This window comes from Rhodococcus sp. BH5 (genome assembly GCF_027583855.1).
Lineage (GTDB): Bacteria > Actinomycetota > Actinomycetes > Mycobacteriales > Mycobacteriaceae > Rhodococcus_F > Rhodococcus_F qingshengii.
In genome coordinates, this window is sequence record NZ_JAJHVW010000016.1 from 19,205 (window position 1) to 36,916 (window position 17,712).

A 17,712-nucleotide genomic window follows, 5' to 3' on the forward strand; every position below is an offset into this window, starting at 1 on the left:
TGCACGAGAAGCTGACATGAGCGAATCCACCAACAAAGGCCTGCTGAGCGCCTACCGCGAGATCTTTGCCGCCCCCGGATCGGTCGCCTTCTCGGCCGCCGGATTTGTCACAAGGCTGCCGATCGCCATGATCGGTATCGGAATCGTGACGATGATCTCGCAACTTCGTGGTGACTACGCGCTCGCCGGCGCGCTCGCCGCGGTTTTTGCGCTCTCGTCGGCGATCATCGCGCCCGCGGTCTCGCGTGCGGTCGACCGCTTCGGACAGCGAGCGGTCCTGCCGATTGCCGCAGCCGTGAGCGTCACCGCGATCGGGGCGCTCCTGCTCGCAGTCCGGATGGAAGCTCCCGACTGGCTGCTGTTCGTTCTGGTCGTCCCCGGCGGCGCCACTCCGACGATCGGCGCGATGATTCGCGCCAGGTGGGTGGCGATCTATGTCGGAAAACCTCAGCTGCGCACCGCCTTCGCCTTCGAATCGGTGGTGGACGAGCTCTGCTTCGTGGCGGGCCCGGTCATATCGGTAGGTCTGAGCATCGGGCTCTTCCCCGAGGCTGGACCACTGGCAGGGTTGATCCTGCTGGTCACCGGAACCCTGCTGCTGGTCATACAGCGCGGAACCGAACCGAAGGTGCATCCGCGTCGACCCGGCCGCGGACGATCGGTTCTCGGTAACCACGTGATGTGGATCGTCATCGTGATCATGGTGATGCTCGGAACGATCTTCGGCGTCATCGACGTCGGCGCCATCGCGTTCACCAAGGAACAGAATTCGCCGGGGTCGGCGACGCTGGTCCTCGCGCTGTTCGCCGGCGGTTCGGGAATCGCGGGACTGATCTTCGGGTCGATGCACCCGGCGCGATCGCTGCGCGGGCAGTTGATGATCGCGTCCTCGGCGGTCGCCGTTCTCAGCGTCCCGCTTCTGTTGGTCGGAAACGTGGCCGCACTTGCGGGTGCCTACGTGCTGGCGGGCGCGACCATCGCACCGACGCTCATCATCGCGACAGCCCTGGTCGAACAGATCGTCCCACCGGAAAAGCTCACCGAGGGAATGACCCTGACGGTTACCGGCCTCGGCGTCGGCGTGGCGCTCGGGTCTGCGCTGGCCGGACAGCTGATCGATCGCTACGGCGTCCCGTCGGCCTACATGCTCGCCGTCGGCGCCGCAGTCGCAGCCTCTATCGTGACGGCATGTCTATTCGTGAAGCCGTCAGCGTCGACGGCACGTCCATCGTCTATCGAGTAACCGGAAATTCGGCGGGGACCCCGCTGGTGTTGCTGCACGGCTGGGCTCAGTCCTCGCAGTGCTGGGGCGAGCAGGTCCTCGCGGACCTGGCCGCGGACTATCGGCTGATCGCCGTCGATCTGCGCGGCCACGGTTACTCAGATGCGCCCGAATCCGGATACGACGATTCCGCGAACTGGGCCGGCGACGTCGCGGCTGTTCTTGCGGCCGAAGGCGTCACCGAGAACGCGATCCTGCTCGGCTGGTCGTACGGCGGTCTGGTGATCTGCGATTACCTGGCAGCGCACGGCACCGGCGCGGTGGCGGGCGCGGTTCTGGTCGGGGCGATCACCAGCATCGGGCGCGGCGAAAAAGGTGGCAAGGTCGGCTCGGCGATGCGTAGCGCAGTTCCCGGCGCGATGTCCGAAGATCCCCGCGAGGCGATCCGTGCACTCGGCGCTTTCGGCAATGCTCTCACCGGCCCACCCGAGGGCAAGGGTGCAGCGTCGCAGGCCTTGTTCGGGTACAGCCTCTCGACGCGTCCGCGGGTGCGCGCAGCACTGTTCAACCGTGCTGTCGGTCACGACGAGTTGCTTCGCAACCTGGACATCCCGGTCCTCGTTCTGCACGGAACCGACGACTCCGTCGTCGACGTGAGCGCAGGTAAGCACGCCGAGGAACTGATTCCCAAGTCCCAGGCGTCGTACTGGGAAGGCTGCAATCACGGCCCGTTCGTGGAGGATCCGACACGATTCGTGTCCGAAGTGCGAACCTTCATCTCGAGCCTCGGTTAGAGTTCGCGCCCGGTGAGGGGGCAGTATGGAGTCGTGACGCCCATGCACATTTCGCGCCCTCGCCGGGTGGCCGTTCTCTCGGTCCACACCTCGCCATTGGCACAACCCGGCACCGGTGACGCGGGTGGGATGAACGTCTACGTTCTGCAATCCGCCATTCAGCTCGCCAAACGTGGCGTCGAGGTGGAGATATTCACCCGCGCGACGTCCTCGGCCGACGCACCCGTGGTGGACGCCGCTCCCGGAGTGCGGGTTCGGAACATTGCTGCTGGTCCCTTCGAAGGGCTGGACAAGGCGGATCTGCCGACTCAACTGTGTGCCTTCGTCGCAGGAGTTCTGCGGGAGGAAGCGCGCCACGAGCCCGGGTACTACAGCCTGATTCACTCGCACTACTGGTTGTCCGGTCAGGTCGGCTGGCTGGCCCGCGACCGCTGGGGCGTGCCCCTCGTACACACCGCCCACACCCTCGCGGCGGTGAAGAATCTTTCGCTTGCCGAGGGAGACACCCCGGAGCCGGCAGCACGTCAGATCGGCGAGCAGCAAGTAGTCGCCGAGTCCGATCGCCTGGTCGCCAACACCACCGACGAAGCCAAGGCGCTGCACGAGTTGTACGGTGCAGATCCCACGCGTATCGACGTCGTGGCTCCCGGCGCCGATCTCACCCGCTACCGACCGGGCGATCGCGATTCCGCCCGCGCGTCGTTGGGGTTGGACCCGGGCGAGGTCGTCGTGACTTTCGTCGGCCGGATCCAACCTCTGAAAGCGCCGGACGTTCTGCTGCGTGCTGCCGCCGAAGTGATCAGCCGTCGCCCCGAGTTGCCGTTGCGCATCCTCGTCGTCGGCGGGCCGTCCGGAACTGGCCTCGCGCGGCCGGACGTGCTGATCGAACTGGCACGCTCACTCGGCATCACAGCGCAGGTGACGTTCTTGCCGCCGCAGGCTCCTGAGCGTCTCGCCGATGTCTACCGTGCCTCGGATCTGGTTGCGGTGCCGAGCTATTCGGAGTCCTTCGGATTGGTCGCCATCGAAGCTCAAGCCTGCGGAACTCCCGTGATCGCCGCCGACGTCGGCGGACTGGGAGTAGCCGTACGCAACGGGGAGACAGGCCTGCTGGTTCAAGGACACCGCACCGAAGACTGGGCCGGCGCCCTCGAATCTTTGGTGACAGCACCGACGCGCTTGGCCGAACTCGCCGCGCAGGCACCGCGTCACGCCGAAAATTTCTCGTGGGAACACACCGCGGACGGTTTGCTCGAGAGCTATCGCAAAGCCGCAGTCAACTACAACAACGGAACCGGTCCCAGCGACTTCTCGCCCCGCCGTGCGCGGGGTCTGTGGCGTCTGCGCCGGACCGGGGGAGTGCGTACATGAGCAGCATTTCGGACACCATCGAGCAGGCCCTCACCGAGCGTGAACTCGACTTCACCAGAAAAGACGACGCGCATTTCATCGTCGAACTTCCCGGTGAACACAAACTCAAGACGTCGACTCTGCTCACCGTCGGCAATCACGGTGTGCGGGTCGAGGCCTTCGTGTGCCGCAAGGTGGACGAGAACTTCGAAGGCGTCTACAAGTTCCTGCTCAAGCGCAACCGTCGTCTGTACGGGGTGGCGTACACACTCGACAAGGTCGGGGACATCTACCTCGTCGGCAAGATCGCGGAGCATGCGGTGACCGGCGATGAACTCGACCGAGTGCTCGGTCAGGTTCTCGAAGCCGCCGACGGCGATTTCAACGTCATCCTCGAACTCGGCTTCTCCTCGTCCATCAAGCGTGAGTGGGCGTGGCGGGTGTCGCGAGGCGAGTCGCTGGCGAATCTCGAACCGTTCAAGCACCTCATCGAGGAAGAGCCCGCGCAGAGCTGATCGAGCGGGGTGAGACACATCGCGGATGTGTCACGTAAAGTGGCCTTTACTTGTGACTGTCGTCACGGAATAATACTGTTCCCGTGAGTCACAGTAAGTTGGTCACACCACCCCGCCGCGCAACTTTTCGAGGAGCACAGTGAGCTTCAAGAGTCCGTTCCCCGACGTTGAAATCCCCAACCTCAGCGTCTACGACTTCCTGTTCGGAAACACCGACCCCGCAGACCTCGACAAGACGGCCTTCGTCGAGGGCAGTTCGGGCGCAGTCACCACATACGCTTCGCTGATCGCACAGATCAACGGCGTTGCAGGCGCACTCGCAGCGCGCGGACTCGCCGTCGGCGACGTGGTCGGGCTGCATTCGCCCAACGTCCCGGCCTTCGGTTCCGTCTTCCACGGCATCCTTCGTGCCGGCGGCGTCGCGACCACGATCAACGCGCTCTACACCGCCGAGGACATCGCCAAGCAGCTCACCGATTCCAAGGCCAAGTTCCTCTTCACCGTCTCGCCGCTCCTGCCGCAGGCAAAGGCAGCTGCTGACCTGGTCGGTATCCCGGCCGAGAACCTGTTCGTGCTCGACGGGGCCGAAGGCCACCTCTCGCTGCGTGATCTGCTCGGCGAGGGTGCAGCGGCGCCCGAGGTCTCCTTCGATCCGGCCACCCAGCTCGCGGTGCTGCCGTACTCCTCGGGCACCACCGGCCGACCCAAGGGGGTCATGCTCACTCATCGCAACCTCGTGGCCAACGTCTGCCAGATCATTCCGCGGATGGGCATCGAGACCGACGACAAGATCCTCGCGGTCCTACCGTTCTTCCACATCTACGGCATGACGGTCCTGCTCAACGCTGCGCTCTACCGCCGCGCGAGCCTCATCACGATGCCGAAGTTCGATCTCGTCGAGTTCCTGCGGATCGTCGCCGAGCAGAAGTCGACGTACATCTTCGTCGCACCGCCCGTTGCCGTCGCGCTGGCAAAGCACCCGCTCGTCGATCAGTACGACCTCTCGAGCGTGCACACCATCTTCTCCGGTGCGGCCCCGCTCGACGCGGCGCTCGGCAAGGCCGTCGCCGACCGGTTGAACTGCCACGTCCGCCAGGGCTACGGCATGTCCGAGATGAGCCCGGTCTCGCACGCGATTCCGTTCGACCGCGACGACATCGCGCTCGACACCTGCGGTCCGACCATCGCCAACATGGAATGCAAGCTCGTCGACCCCGGAACGGGCGAAGAGGTCGCGTACCCGGCTCTCGGCTCGGACGGCGTCAGCGAGCCCGGCGAACTGTGGTGCAAGGGCCCGAACATCATGCTCGGCTACCTCGGCAACGACCAGGCCACCAAGGACACCCTCGACGACGACGGTTACCTGCACACCGGTGACATCGCGACCGTCGACGGCGACGGCGTCGTCAAGATCGTCGACCGCCTCAAGGAACTGATCAAGTACAAGGGCTACCAGGTTCCCCCGGCGGAACTCGAGGCCTTGCTGCTGACCCATCCGCAGATCGCCGACGCCGCAGTGATCGGTGTGCTCGACGCTGAGGGCGAAGAGGTCCCGAAGGCATTCGTCGTGCTCCAGGACGGCGCCGAGTTGACCGAAGCCGACGTGATCACCTTCGTCGCCGAGCGCGTCTCGCCGCACAAGAAGGTCCGCCAGGTTTCGTTCATCAGCACCGTGCCGAAATCCGCGGCCGGAAAGATCCTCCGCAAGGATCTGCGAACTGCGGAAGTTGCCCCGAGCTGATTTCCGGACAGGGTTGATCAAGAAGGGTTCCGGTACTCGTGCCAGGATGAACGCCATGAGTATCGGAACCCTGGTCCTGCTCCGCCACGGCGAGAGCGAATGGAATGCACTCAATCTGTTCACCGGCTGGGTGGACGTACACCTGACAGACAAGGGCATGGCCGAGGGCAAGCGCGCCGGCGAACTGCTCGCCGAGCACAACCTGTTGCCCGACGTTCTCTACACGTCTCTGCTGCGCCGCGCGATCAGCACCGCCAACCTCGCGCTCGACGCCGCCGATCGCCACTGGATCCCGGTAGTGCGCGACTGGCGTCTCAACGAGCGCCACTACGGCGCTCTGCAGGGCAAGAACAAGGCGCAGACCAAGGAAGAGTACGGAAACGAGCAGTTCATGCTCTGGCGTCGTAGCTACGACACCCCGCCGCCCGCCATCGAAGCCGGCAGCGAGTACAGCCAGGACACCGATCCCCGGTACGCGAACCTCGACGAGGTTCCCTTGACCGAGTGCCTGCTCGACGTCGTCAAGCGTCTGATCCCGTACTGGGAGGACACCATCTCCCAGGAGCTGCTCGCCGGTCGGAACGTGCTGGTCACCGCGCACGGCAACTCGCTGCGTGCGTTGGTCAAGCACCTCGACGGCATCTCGGACGAGGACATCGCGGGCCTGAACATCCCGACCGGAATCCCGCTGCGTTACGACCTCGACGAGAACCTGAAGCCGCTCAATCCCGGCGGCACCTACCTGGATCCGGAGGCCGCAGCTGCCGGCGCCGCCGCGGTGGCGAATCAGGGCGGAAAGTAGCAACCCGATGATGTGCGTCGAGGCCCCCCGAACAGTGATTTCGGGGGGCCTCGGCCAACAGCAGATGAACGACGAACCAACGCCGTCCACCTGGCGGATTACGCGGGTGGGAACGTCCGAACCCGCCGTAACCGACTCTTCGCGCGAACGTACGATTGCGCCGTGAGTGTCGTGATTGCAGTGCTGCTGGTCGTGGTCGCCGGCTTGGTCGGCTACCTCGTCGGCGGGGTGCTGGTACCCAGGCTGTCGTCGCGCCAGAGTCAGCGCTCGGACGAACAGACCGGGCTCACGATGTCCCAGGTTCTCGACCTCATCGTGTTGGCTTCGGAAAGCGGTATCGCCGTCGTCGACGGTTTTCACGACGTCGTGCTCTTCAATCCTCGCGCCGAGGAACTCGGTCTCGTCAAGAATCGTCTGGTCGACGAGCGAGCTTGGCGGGCTGCTCAGGAAGTTCTGCGGACGGGTCAACCCGTCGAGGTCGATCTGACGGCGCAGACCGCTCAGCGGGGCCGCGACAAGATCGCGGTACGTGGCACGGCCCGGTTGCTCAGCAAGGACGATCGCAACTTCGTGGTCCTGTTCGCCGACGACGATTCCGAGCAGGTCCGCATGGAGGCGACCCGACGCGATTTCGTCGCGAACGTCAGCCACGAACTCAAGACGCCGGTCGGTGCGATGAGCCTGCTCGCGGAGGCGCTGCTCGAGTCCGCTGACGACCCGGAATCGGTGCGCCACTTCGGCGAACGGGTGCTCGGTGAGTCGATTCGTCTGGGCAAGATGGTCACCGAGTTGATCGCACTCTCGCGTCTGCAAGGTGCCGAGAAGCTGCCGGATCTCGACGTGGTCGACGTCGACACCGTGGTGTCCGAAGCACTGTCGAGGTCGAATCTGTCGGCCGAGGCCGCCGGGATCACGGTCACCACCGACCATCCGAGTGGGCTGGAAGTACTCGGGGATCAGACTCTCCTCGTCACGGCATTGTCCAACCTCATCGAGAACGCTATTGCATACTCGCCCAAGGGTTCTCCGGTTTCCGTCAGTCGGTCGGTACGCGGCGACAATGTCGCGATCGCAGTCACCGACCGAGGAGAAGGCATCGCGAAAGCGGACCAGGAGCGAGTGTTCGAGAGATTCTTCCGCGTGGACAAGGCGCGGTCACGGCAGACCGGTGGAACCGGTCTGGGGTTGGCGATCGTCAAACACGTCGCGGCCAATCACAACGGCTCCATCGAACTGTGGAGCAAACCGGGTACAGGGTCTACCTTCACGTTGCAGATACCGGCACACGTGGAGTCGGACGACGACATCGACTCTGACGACGCGGGAACCGCCGGTTCCACGCGGATCGGCAGACGAGAACAAGGCAGTAGAGAAAACGGCATGGAGGCCAAACGATGACGAGTGTGCTGATTGTGGAGGACGAGGAGTCCTTGGCGGACCCGCTGGCGTTCCTGCTCCGCAAGGAAGGCTTCGAGACCACCATCGTCAACGACGGACCGTCGGCGTTGGCGGAATTCGATCGCTCCGGAGCGGACATCGTCCTGCTCGACCTCATGCTGCCCGGCATGAGTGGCACGGACGTCTGCAAGGCGCTGCGGTCGCGCTCCGGCGTTCCCGTCATCATGGTGACGGCGCGTGACAGTGAGATCGACAAGGTTGTCGGCCTGGAACTCGGTGCGGACGACTATGTGACCAAACCGTATTCGGCGCGCGAGCTGATCGCTCGCATCCGTGCGGTGCTGCGCCGCGGGGTGGAGAACGAGGCGGACCTCGCCTCCGACAACGGGGTGCTCGAGGCCGGACCGGTACGGATGGACGTCGAGCGCCACGTCGTGCAGGTCGCGGGTAACCCGGTGACGTTGCCGCTCAAGGAGTTCGATCTCCTCGAGTACCTGCTCCGCAACTCCGGTCGGGTGCTGACCCGCGGACAGTTGATCGACCGAGTCTGGGGCGCCGACTACGTCGGTGACACCAAAACCCTTGACGTACACGTGAAGCGGTTGCGTTCGAAGATCGAATCGGATCCGGCCAAGCCGGAACATCTGGTCACGGTCCGTGGATTGGGTTACAAGCTCGAAGCGTGATCGAACCTCGTCGAGAAGAAATGTCGAGAAGAATTCAGCCGCTCACACGATCGTGTGAGCGGCTGAATTCTTTTTGTTCAGGCGGAGTCAGCCCTGAGCTTTGTTCTGAGCGATCGTGGTCGCCGGATGGACTGCGATGAGGCCGAGGCCCGCGCGACGCCTGCAGAGGCGAGCCAGCTCGTCGTACGCGCGCTTTCCGAGAAGTTCCGTCAACTCGGGCCCGTAGGACTGCCAGACCTGCCGCTCCCCGACATGAGCGTCGGGGGAGCCGGAGCAGTACCAGGCGAGGTCGTCGCCGCCCTCACCCCAGCCGCGGCGGTCGTACTCGGTGATCGTGGTCTTGAGGATCTGGACGCCGTCCGGCCGGTCGACCCAGTCCTGGGTGCGGCGGATCGGTAGCTGCCAGCACACGTCCGGTTTCACCTCGAGCGGCTCGATGCCCTTCTTGAGCGCCATGGAATGCAGAGCGCAGCCCTCGCCTCCGGCAAAACCCGGCCGGTTGAGGAAGATGCACGCTCCTTTGTAGCGGCGGGTGCGCAGCGCGGGCTCGTCCTCGAGGTCGTCTTCTTCGACGTAGCCCTTCTTGCCGAGACCCTTTTCCATGAACTGCCAGTCTTCGGCTGTGAGCATTTTCACTGACGCATCGAGCTTGTCCTGATCTTCCTGATCGGAGAGGAAAGCGCCGTGCGAGCAGCAACCGTCGTCCGGGCGGTCTCCGATGATGCCCTGACACGCCGGCGTGCCGAACACGCAGGTCCAATGCGAGAGCAACCACGTCATATCAGCGGAAATGAGGTGTTCGGAGTTATCCGGATCGACAAATTCGACCCATTCGCGCGGGAAATCGAGATCGACCTCGGGGCTCGGAGTCATCTTGTGGGACCGGTCTGGGTTACCTGCTGTCACAAGGGCCGACCGTAGACCCAGTAACGTGGCGATGTGCGACTAGGGGTACTCGACGTCGGAAGCAATACCGTCCATCTATTGGTTGTGGACGCCCATCGGGGCGGCCACCCAACACCCATGAGCTCGACCAAGTCCACGTTGAGGCTGGCAGAAAACACTGACGACCGCGGCGATATCACCACGTCAGGAGCCGATCGGTTGGTGTCGACGGTTTCCGAATTCGCCGGTATCGCCAAGACGTCCGGGTGCGAGGAAATGATGGCTTTTGCCACTTCCGCGGTCCGTGACGCCAACAATTCCGAAGCCGTACTCGCCCGCGTCCGCGCCGAGACCGGAGTCAACCTCGAGGTTCTCTCCGGGGTCGACGAAGCCCGCTTGACCTTTCTGGCCGTGCGCCGCTGGTACGGCTGGAGCGCCGGACGCATCCTGAACCTGGACATCGGCGGCGGCTCGCTCGAACTCACCGCAGGTGGTGACGAGGATCCGGACGTCGCCTTCTCACTGCAACTCGGTGCCGGACGGTTGACGCGCGACTGGCTACAGGCTGATCCGCCGGGCAAGCGCCGGGTCGCTGTATTGCGCGACTGGCTGGACGCGGAGTTGGTCGGACCAGCCAAGGAACTGCGCGCCGCCGGCGACTGGGACCGCACGGTCGGGACTTCGAAGACCTTCCGATCGTTGGCTCGGCTCACCGGCGCGGCCCCTTCTGCCGCAGGCCCCCGGGCAAAACGGACCCTGACTTCCAGCGGACTCAGGCAACTCATAGCCTTCATATCCAGGATGACGGCAGCGGACCGTGCAGAATTGGAAGGAGTGAGCTCGGATCGGTCACAGCAGATTGTGGCCGGCGCGCTCATCGCAGAGGCAACCATGCGGGCGCTCGGAGTGGACGAACTGGAAATTTGTCCCTGGGCACTGCGTGAGGGTCTGATTCTGCGAAAGCTCGACACAGAAATGGGCGGTGAATTGGTGGTGAGTGCTTGATGACCGAGGACAGTCAGCAGATTTCCGTAGCGGAACTGCTCAAGCGGAACGGTCAGAGCGTCGAATCCCGAGGTGGACGACGCCGGCGCGGCGTAGCCGGTGGCATCTCCGTCGCCGAACTGACGGGTGAGATCCCGATCGTTCGCCAGTCGGGATCGCGCGCGGCCGCCGAGCCCGAGTCCGACGAACCAGCAGCCCAGCCTGAAGCCGCTGCGCCGGAAACCGCTGCGCCGGAGAACTCTGCACCTTCAGCGCCGGCCGAGGCTGTCGCGGAAACCGCCAAGTCAGTCGAACCGGCACCGAAGGTTCCCGCCGATCGCACCGCAGCCTTCGCCGTCTCGTTCGACGACGACGATGACGATGACGAGCCGCAGGCACCCAAGGGTGAGTCGAAGCCGGTTGCTGCGCCGCCGGTCACCACTCCGAAGCCGACTTCCACACCTTCGCCGGGACAGATCTCGAAGTCCTCGCCCGGGCAGTGGGTGAGCCGGGCACCGCTCAACTCCTCGTCACCGACGCAGGTAACGCAGGAACCAGCCCTGCTGTCGGGTCAGACCCTGGCGGGCGACCTGATGCGTCAGGAGCGCGCCGCAACGCAGTCGCCGTCGTTGCGTCCGCCGATCCTGCCGCCGCGTGTCCCCACTCCAGTCGTGAAGGCACCTGCACCGACTGCTCCTGCTCCGGCCGCGCCGGAAGAGAGCACCGAACTGATCGACAAGATCGCAGACGCGGATGCCGGCGAGGCCGAATCCACCGCCGTGGTCGATCTGGTCAAGGCGCCGGCTGTCGATGACGGTGCAAAAAAGACCAGTGCCGCCGCGGAGTCCGATGTCGAAGCCGAACCGGCAGCGGAAGAGGCAGGCGAGCGTAACTCGATCCGTGAATGGGCAGTGCTTGCCGGTCAGGTGGTTGTTGCACTGATCGTCGGCGGCGCGATGTTCAAGGGCTTCGAGAAGCTGTGGGACATGCTGCCGTGGGTGGCGTTGGTGCTCGCGCTGATCGTGATCGTCGGCCTGGTTGCCGTCGTGCGGGTTCTGCGGAAGACGGACGACATCACGAGTTTCGTGATCGCGGTGGTCGTCGGCATGATCGTGACGCTCGGTCCACTGGCGTTCTTGTTGACCTCGGGTTGATCGGACGATGATCGGGGGATCGCAGCGCATGGTTCGTCGGCCGATAGCCGTCGGCCTGTCGACGGCTTCGGTGTATCCGGAGAACACGGAAGCGGCATTTCGCTACGCCGCTGATCTCGGATACGACGGTGTCGAACTGATGGTGTGGGCCGAATCCGTGAGTCAGGACATCGGTGCTGTCGCTGCCCTCGTTCGCAAGTACGCCATTCCGGTGCAGGCCGTGCATGCGCCGTGTCTGCTGATTTCGCAGCGCGTGTGGGGTTCCGATCCGGTCGAGAAGCTCGAGCGTTCGGTGCGCACCGCCGAAACCTTGGGAGCGACGACGGTGGTCGTCCACCCGCCGTTCCGGTGGCAGCGCAAGTACGCCGAAGGCTTCGCGGAACAGGTTGTCGAACTCGAATCGAAGAGCAGCGTCGTGGTGGCGGTGGAGAACATGTTCCCCATGCGCGCCGACAGCTTCTTCGGCGGCAAGGACAAGTCCGCGGAGCGTCTGCGTAAACGTGGCGGTCCAGGGGCAGCGTTGTCCGCGTTCAGTCCGTCGTACGACCCGACCGATTCCGATCATGCTCACTACACACTCGACCTGTCGCACACCGCAACGGCGGGCATGGATGCCCTGGAGTTGGCCTCCCGCATGGGCAAGGGGCTCGAGCACCTGCACCTGGCCGACGGTCGCGGGGCGTCGATGGACGAGCACCTGATTCCGGGGCATGGCTCACAGCCGTGCGCGGAGTTGTGTCAGCAATTGGCTGCGAGCGAATTCAGCGGCCAGGCAGTCATCGAGATCAACACGCAGAACGCGCGCACCCGGCGGGAGCGGTCGTCGATGCTGGCGCAGGCGCTCGCGTTTGCACGCGAGCACCTGGCACGCTCAGCGGTGGCCGGCAAGTAGCGCAGCTTCGAACTGCGCGCGCACCTTCTCGACGTGTGCGTCGAGGTCTTTGGTCTCCCAGCCTTCGGTCGAGATGGGATCGAGCACCGAGACATAGACCGGGCCTGGATGGGCGACAAGCGAATTGCGCCACATCCGTTCACCCGCGTTGTGAATCACCACGGGCACGATCGGCACACCGGCTTGGATCGCCAAGTGGAATCCACCCTTCTTGAAAGGGCCCAGACGTGGCGTCGGAGAACGGGTGCCCTCCGGAGCTATGACTATCGAGACACCATTCTTCAGCTTGTCTACTGCCGGTTGCAGTGCAGCCTTCGCCTTCGTGGTGTCGGTGCGGTCGATGTAGGCGACGTCGAGCAGTGCACCGACGGGCATGAACCGCGGATCGCTTGCCGCTTCCTTCTTCGCGACGCCGGTCACGTCACGCTTGATCACGGTGCCCAGGACCAACATGTCCAGGGAACTCTGATGGTTGAACATGAACACCGCCGGGCGGTGATCCCACACGTTGTGCTCGCCGTCGATCTCGACGTCGATGCCCAGCAGTGAGAGCGAGATGTCGGGGCCGTACGTGCCGACCAGGTTCGCACCCAGTTGACGGTTCCCGGTGACAATGCCTGCCGACGCACCGAGGGCGGCGGTGGCAGCAAGCGCGCCCATGGCCGTCGCCGTTCGGATCGTGGAGATCGGTGTTGCGCCTCGTTGCGGTTTACGCAGGCTGACCGAAGGCCAGTGATTGCGCAACGCGATCTTGGCCAGACCACGATCGGGATTCAACGCGACAGGTCGCCCGACGGCCTCGAGCATGAAGACGTCTTCGACACCGTTGGAGTACGCAAACGCGTTCTTCAGATCGGCGCCCATCTTCTCGGCATAGCCTGCAAGGGCATTGGCCTTGGCCGGCCCCCACAGTGCGGGCGAAGACAGTTCGCCGGTGAGCATGCCGTCGACGACTTCGGGTTCGGTGCACAGCACGTCTTCGATGTCGAGATCTTCGGCGACGTACTTGGCCTGGAACGGAGTCGCCGACGTAGCCATCACGATCGTGTGGCCGGCTCGCCGGTGTGCCGCCAGCAGCCCGCGGGCTTCCGGGTAGATCATCGCGGCGATTTCCTGCTTGAACAGCCGTCGCCCCCAGTCGTTCAGTTCCTCGACGGTACGGCCGCCCAAGGCTCGAACGCCGATGTCCATGAGTGCTCCGACGTCAGCACCGCGGAATTGGGTGTCGATCGCGGCACCGGTGGTGCGCAAGAGTTCGCCGACGCTGATATCCAAGCGTCGCAGGCGGTCTCGGTACACAACGCTGGCCGAGTACCCGCTGATCAAGGTGCCGTCGAGGTCGAAGGCGGCGATCGTTCCGGGCCCGGGCGGGGCGGCTTCGATGGCGGAGTGCAGACGCTCGAGTCCGGTCACAGTCCTACTTCCTCGTTCGCGGCGGGCGCTCGGTTTGCTTCTGGAATGGTCACTACCGCAGCGGCGTCCGGTACCGGCATCGCCACCTGATCGAGTCGTGCATGCGCGAGTGCGCGAAGGTGACGCAGGCGCTCGACCTGAACCTTGATCTCGGCAGCGAATGCCAGGCGCCTGGCCCGGACTCCGTCGTCGTCGACTTCGATCAAGTTACGGTTGCGCGCCAAATTCAGTGCGGTGGCGAACAACTCACCGGAGACGGATTCGTTGCTGGCGATCTGCTGCCGCAGTCGACGCTGATGTGCGACGTCGATGCAGTTGCTGATGAACGACTTTTCGTCGAACGATGTCGAAATCGGCGCGAGCACAAGCTGATCGGCGACAACCTGGTACGCCTCGAGGAACGGTTGGAGCACGCGGTGCGCGAGGTACGGGCGAACCGTCTCGATCATGTGCTCGGTTCGTTTGTCGTCGGCCATGACGGTTTCCCACTCGGGGTCGATCAGCGTCAGCTCGGTCCGCATCTCCTGCTCGAACGTGTCCCGGTCACTGAAGAAGAACTCGAATTTCAACAAATCTCGGATGCGCTTGGCCTCTGCCCACCCGTCCCCGATGGGGTCCTCGAACCGCTCTTCGACGGCTGCCTGAAGTACGAGTTCGGTGATGGCACGCACGACAAGAAAGTGAATCGTGTTGTTGCGGTAGAAGGCAGCGACAAGATGCTGGTCCTTGCCGAGGTAGAAGACCTGCTCGCCGCCCCGATCGAAGCGCTCGAGCACCCCGGAATCGACGTGTGTCTGCAATGCCTTCTCGATGACACGCGGATCGGACAGTTCGACGTCGCCGGCGATCGGAAGATTTCGCGCGGTGATGTAGCCGAACAGCGGCGTGAGAATCGCGGTGAGTTCACGAACTGTCAACGCCCGGTCTTCGATTCCGAGGAACGCCAACATCGCCAGTGAAGACACGGTCACCGGGGTGACCTCGTTGATGCGGTGACACACCTCGATGCCGGCCTTCTGAATGGCGAGGCGCTGATCGGTTTCCTGGCTGAGTGCGTCCGCGAGTGAGAGCGGCCGGCCGATGGTCACGTGCGCGACACCGTTGCGTTTTCCCTGGGCGCGTACGTAACCCACCATCCAGCGCAGGCCTTCCGGTGTCTTCTCGGCGCCGAGCGCCTCGGCAGCCATGGCCCCGACCTCGTAGAGTTGGTCGTAGCTCAGCGCAACCGGGACGAGGTACACGTCGGACGCTCCGCTGACCTGAAATGCCTTGGTCAGGTAGGTCAGGAGACCGAAGCGCGGCGGGCGTAGTTTCCCGGTACGTCCGCGTCCACCTTCGATGTACCACTCCAGATTGAAGCGCTTGGTCAGCAGATAGCGCATGTACTCGTGCATCGACCACTTGTAGACCTCGTCGTTGCCGATGCTTCGACGAATGAAGACGGTGCCGCTGCGCTTGAGGATCGAGCCCATGGGCCAGAAACTGATGTTGAGGCCGCCCATGACGTGATTGAGCGGCAAGCCGTTCGCGATCAACGCCGGACGCAGGACGAGGGGATCGAGGTACGAACGGTGACTGGGGAGGAAGACCAGTGAGTGTTCCTTGTTCAGCTCACGGAGTTCCTCGAAGCGGCTCGTGTCCACGTCCAGCTTGTAGGCGCGAGCGAAGTAGCGGCCCAGGCGATCCCACACCGCGATGGCTTGGCGACTCTGGGTGGCAACCATTTCTTCGAGAGCTTCACGTGCGCGGCGATCGACTTCGGCGACGGCGATGTTCAACCGGTCGGCCAAAGCCATGACCTCGGTGGCGAATCGGCGGGTGTCGGTGATCTCGTCGACGACGAACCGTGACACCTTGTACTGGCCACCCAGTAGGCCCAATTCGGCGCGTTCGAGTGCCAGAGCGGCCTGCCGTCGGATGAACTCCGGTAGCGAACCGCCACCGCTCTTTTCGAGGCGGCGCTCGAGATCGCTCAGTGGTGCGGGTTCACCTTCGATGACCTGGCACCGAGAGGGGTCGGTGCGCAGGGTTCTGCGTTGTGCACCGCGTCCGGGGTGGAGAGGATCGCGTGGTGCCAGCGCATCACGTAGTCGCACCGCGACGTTGTGCTTGGTATGGGTGTCCGGAATCCACACCACGCGAAGCGGTGCGAGCATCGGGTCGTCGGTCCGTGCCGCCAGTTCTGCCAGGGTCTTGTCGGTGATGTTGACGGTGACCGGCCGAGTTTCGGATGAGCTTGCCTTGTCGGCAAGCCACTTTCGCAGCACGCCGGCTTCGGCCTCTGTCATGGTTTCGGTGAGGTACACGCGCGGGTTGGTCGTGTTCTCGCTCATGACTCACGCACCTTCCGTTGTGACTCCGAGAGCGACGATCTCGTCCAGGCTCTCCTGCAAGCACTGCATCAGCAGCGCGGGTTTTGTGATCGCAGCGGTGTCGAGATTGATTCCGATACAGCACACCCCGACGTGGGAGACCAGTGTCGCCATTGCCGCGCAACCGGGCGCCGGGCCGAACGGGAACATCCGCTCGATCTTCGCTCCGGCGAGATAGACCGGTACCGGTACGCCGGCGACGTTGCTGGCCTGCAGGTCCAGACCCGTCGACTGGGACAGATACCAGTTCGCGAGTAGATAATTCGGCAGGCGGGCGAGGATCGGGGCGGCGACGTCGATAGCGTCCAACGCCGGTTCCTCACGCAGACTCAGAACGATCTCTCGCACCTGCCTGATGCGTTTGGCCGGATCCGTTTCGGAGACCGGGCCGTTGAAGCGAACGGCTGCAAACCGGTTGCCGCCGTTGGCGTCTGCGCCCGTACGCATGCTGATCGGCATACCCATCGGAATGCTGTCGACGGATTGCCCGAAGGCTTCGTGGTAGCGATGGAAGCCGCCGAGCAAAGCGGCGACGTACGCGTCGTTGAGTGAGCCGCCGGCAGCTTTTGCTCCGGCCTTGAGCTCGGGAACACCCACTTCGAGAGTTCCGAACCACCGTCCGAGACCACGATCGTGGAGCAGAGGGGAACCGGAACGAGCTGGGGGAGTGACGATCTTGCGGAGTGAATTGGCGTAACCGAGGACCTCGGAAGCAGTCGTGATCGGACTCGAGATCGCCGTGGTCGCAACATTGGTGGCACCACGGACCAGCTTGGCGATACGCGAGGGCGCACGCCGGATCTCGCTGACGACCTCCTCGCCGAAGGCGCCCACCGACGACAGATGCTCAGGAGCAGGCGGTGTGCGGTCGGGCTTGTTCGGAGTGGGGTCCGGGCGTCTGCTGTGCAGGAGCGTCATCATCTGGATGCCGCCCATGCCGTCGGTGATGGAGTGGTGAGTCTTGACCACGAACACGGCGCGACCGTCGTCGAGACCTTCGATGAGCAGCGCGCTCCACGGCGGTCGAGCCTTGTCGAAAGGTTCCGTCGCAAGGTGACGACACATGCGCAGTGCGTGATCGAAGTCCGCCGGTGCAGGTAAGCGGACGCGTCGTAGGTGGTAGCCGATGTCGAACTCGGGATCGACGGACCACACCGGATTGCCCAGCTGCATTGCCGGTTCCACTGCTCGCATACGAATACGCGGAACCACGTGCGATGCCCACTCGACTGCGTCGAGAAGTCGATCCCAGTCCGGGGCACGATCGAGTACCTCTACCGCAACGATCGGTGAGCGCAGTTGCGGCTGCGCCTCTTCCATCCGCCACATTCCAGTCTCGAAGTCGGACATCGTGCGGTTCGCCCCCCAGGCGACCGCGGAAAGGTCGACGTCGACCGCGCTAGGAGGAACAAATGGATTGCTGTTGGCCATACGTCAAGAACTCCCTCGGTCTGCGGATCCACCCCGCGCATCTCTGCTTCTAAGTGTGGACCCGCGACCGTGG

At 64.1% G+C, this 17,712-nt stretch carries 15 protein-coding genes; 11 read left to right on the top strand and 4 right to left on the bottom strand.

Features of this window, described 5'->3' with window-relative positions:
• Positions 1-16 precede the first annotated feature (16 nt).
• The 8 genes from RhoBH5_RS28015 to RhoBH5_RS28050 all read left to right on the top strand — a co-directional run bounded on the left by RhoBH5_RS28015 (position 17) and on the right by RhoBH5_RS28050 (position 8,508).
• On the top strand, positions 17-1,243 hold the full coding sequence (locus RhoBH5_RS28015) for an MFS transporter (protein WP_270009038.1): 1,227 nt from the start codon (positions 17-19) through the stop codon (positions 1,241-1,243).
• A complete protein-coding gene (locus RhoBH5_RS28020) occupies positions 1,189-2,016 on the top strand; it encodes an alpha/beta fold hydrolase (RefSeq protein ID WP_042452989.1) in 828 nt (275 codons plus the stop codon). The genes RhoBH5_RS28015 and RhoBH5_RS28020 overlap by 55 nt, the downstream gene beginning before the upstream one ends.
• A gap of 42 nt (positions 2,017-2,058) precedes the next feature.
• Positions 2,059-3,387 (top strand): D-inositol-3-phosphate glycosyltransferase, encoded by a 1,329-nt coding sequence (mshA, locus tag RhoBH5_RS28025; RefSeq protein ID WP_003941843.1) that lies wholly within the window; start codon positions 2,059-2,061, stop codon positions 3,385-3,387.
• Positions 3,384-3,881, top strand: a complete 498-nt coding sequence (locus tag RhoBH5_RS28030) for a YbjN domain-containing protein (protein WP_047268888.1) — start codon at positions 3,384-3,386, stop codon at positions 3,879-3,881. The genes mshA and RhoBH5_RS28030 overlap by 4 nt, the downstream gene beginning before the upstream one ends.
• A 139-nt stretch (positions 3,882-4,020) precedes the next feature.
• A complete protein-coding gene (locus tag RhoBH5_RS28035) occupies positions 4,021-5,622 on the top strand; it encodes an AMP-binding protein (protein WP_208689749.1) in 1,602 nt (533 codons plus the stop codon).
• A gap of 46 nt (positions 5,623-5,668) precedes the next feature.
• Positions 5,669-6,424: a phosphoglyceromutase gene (locus RhoBH5_RS28040; protein ID WP_003941992.1), complete on the top strand. Its 756-nt coding sequence runs from the start codon at positions 5,669-5,671 to the stop codon at positions 6,422-6,424.
• 162 nt (positions 6,425-6,586) lie between these two features.
• The gene (locus RhoBH5_RS28045) at positions 6,587-7,822 is read left to right on the top strand and encodes a sensor histidine kinase (protein ID WP_003941938.1); all 1,236 of its coding nucleotides are present in this window, start codon (positions 6,587-6,589) and stop codon (positions 7,820-7,822) included.
• Positions 7,819-8,508: a response regulator transcription factor gene (locus RhoBH5_RS28050; protein WP_003942020.1), complete on the top strand. Its 690-nt coding sequence runs from the start codon at positions 7,819-7,821 to the stop codon at positions 8,506-8,508. The genes RhoBH5_RS28045 and RhoBH5_RS28050 overlap by 4 nt, the downstream gene beginning before the upstream one ends.
• 87 nt (positions 8,509-8,595) lie before the next feature.
• Here RhoBH5_RS28050 and RhoBH5_RS28055 read toward each other — a convergent pair whose 3' ends face one another.
• On the bottom strand, positions 8,596-9,381 hold the full coding sequence (locus tag RhoBH5_RS28055; protein WP_003941928.1) for a hypothetical protein: 786 nt from the start codon (positions 9,379-9,381) through the stop codon (positions 8,596-8,598).
• Between the two features lie 66 nt (positions 9,382-9,447).
• Here RhoBH5_RS28055 and RhoBH5_RS28060 point away from each other — a divergent pair, with 66 nt between their 5' ends.
• The 3 genes from RhoBH5_RS28060 to RhoBH5_RS28070 are packed head-to-tail and all read left to right on the top strand — an operon-like array spanning position 9,448 to position 12,423.
• Entirely contained in the window at positions 9,448-10,398 is a 951-nt protein-coding gene (locus tag RhoBH5_RS28060; RefSeq protein WP_003941975.1) for a Ppx/GppA phosphatase family protein, read from the top strand.
• Positions 10,398-11,531, top strand: a complete 1,134-nt coding sequence (locus tag RhoBH5_RS28065; protein WP_270009039.1) for a hypothetical protein — start codon at positions 10,398-10,400, stop codon at positions 11,529-11,531. The genes RhoBH5_RS28060 and RhoBH5_RS28065 overlap by 1 nt, the downstream gene beginning before the upstream one ends.
• Positions 11,532-11,538: 7 nt before the next feature.
• Positions 11,539-12,423, top strand: a complete 885-nt coding sequence (locus RhoBH5_RS28070) for a sugar phosphate isomerase/epimerase family protein (protein WP_042923251.1) — start codon at positions 11,539-11,541, stop codon at positions 12,421-12,423.
• Here the strand turns inward: RhoBH5_RS28070 and RhoBH5_RS28075 are convergent.
• The 3 genes from RhoBH5_RS28075 to RhoBH5_RS28085 are packed head-to-tail and all read right to left on the bottom strand — an operon-like array spanning position 12,403 to position 17,639.
• Positions 12,403-13,836 (bottom strand): HAD-IB family hydrolase, encoded by a 1,434-nt coding sequence (locus tag RhoBH5_RS28075; RefSeq protein ID WP_003941905.1) that lies wholly within the window; start codon positions 13,834-13,836, stop codon positions 12,403-12,405. The two genes, RhoBH5_RS28070 and RhoBH5_RS28075, sit on opposite strands and share 21 nt — an antisense overlap.
• A complete protein-coding gene (locus RhoBH5_RS28080) occupies positions 13,833-16,169 on the bottom strand; it encodes a glycerol-3-phosphate 1-O-acyltransferase (protein WP_007735324.1) in 2,337 nt (778 codons plus the stop codon). The genes RhoBH5_RS28075 and RhoBH5_RS28080 overlap by 4 nt, the downstream gene beginning before the upstream one ends.
• 3 nt (positions 16,170-16,172) lie before the next feature.
• Positions 16,173-17,639: a wax ester/triacylglycerol synthase domain-containing protein gene (locus tag RhoBH5_RS28085; protein WP_058227475.1), complete on the bottom strand. Its 1,467-nt coding sequence runs from the start codon at positions 17,637-17,639 to the stop codon at positions 16,173-16,175.
• Between the last annotated feature and the right edge of the window lie 73 nt (positions 17,640-17,712).

Excerpts from the sequence above, each read along its gene's own strand:
- RhoBH5_RS28015 (WP_270009038.1), top strand. The coding sequence starts at position 17 with ATGAGCGAATCCACCAACAAAGGCCTGCTGAGCGCCTACCGCGAGATC.
- RhoBH5_RS28020 (WP_042452989.1), top strand. The coding sequence starts at position 1,189 with ATGTCTATTCGTGAAGCCGTCAGCGTCGACGGCACGTCCATCGTCTAT.
- mshA (WP_003941843.1), top strand. The coding sequence starts at position 2,059 with ATGCACATTTCGCGCCCTCGCCGGGTGGCCGTTCTCTCGGTCCACACC.
- RhoBH5_RS28030 (WP_047268888.1), top strand. The coding sequence starts at position 3,384 with ATGAGCAGCATTTCGGACACCATCGAGCAGGCCCTCACCGAGCGTGAA.
- RhoBH5_RS28040 (WP_003941992.1), top strand. The coding sequence starts at position 5,669 with ATGAACGCCATGAGTATCGGAACCCTGGTCCTGCTCCGCCACGGCGAG.
- RhoBH5_RS28050 (WP_003942020.1), top strand. The coding sequence starts at position 7,819 with ATGACGAGTGTGCTGATTGTGGAGGACGAGGAGTCCTTGGCGGACCCG.
- RhoBH5_RS28055 (WP_003941928.1), bottom strand. The coding sequence starts at position 9,381 with ATGACTCCGAGCCCCGAGGTCGATCTCGATTTCCCGCGCGAATGGGTC.
- RhoBH5_RS28065 (WP_270009039.1), top strand. The coding sequence starts at position 10,398 with ATGACCGAGGACAGTCAGCAGATTTCCGTAGCGGAACTGCTCAAGCGG.
- RhoBH5_RS28070 (WP_042923251.1), top strand. The coding sequence starts at position 11,539 with ATGATCGGGGGATCGCAGCGCATGGTTCGTCGGCCGATAGCCGTCGGC.
- RhoBH5_RS28080 (WP_007735324.1), bottom strand. The coding sequence starts at position 16,169 with ATGAGCGAGAACACGACCAACCCGCGCGTGTACCTCACCGAAACCATG.
- RhoBH5_RS28085 (WP_058227475.1), bottom strand. The coding sequence starts at position 17,639 with ATGGCCAACAGCAATCCATTTGTTCCTCCTAGCGCGGTCGACGTCGAC.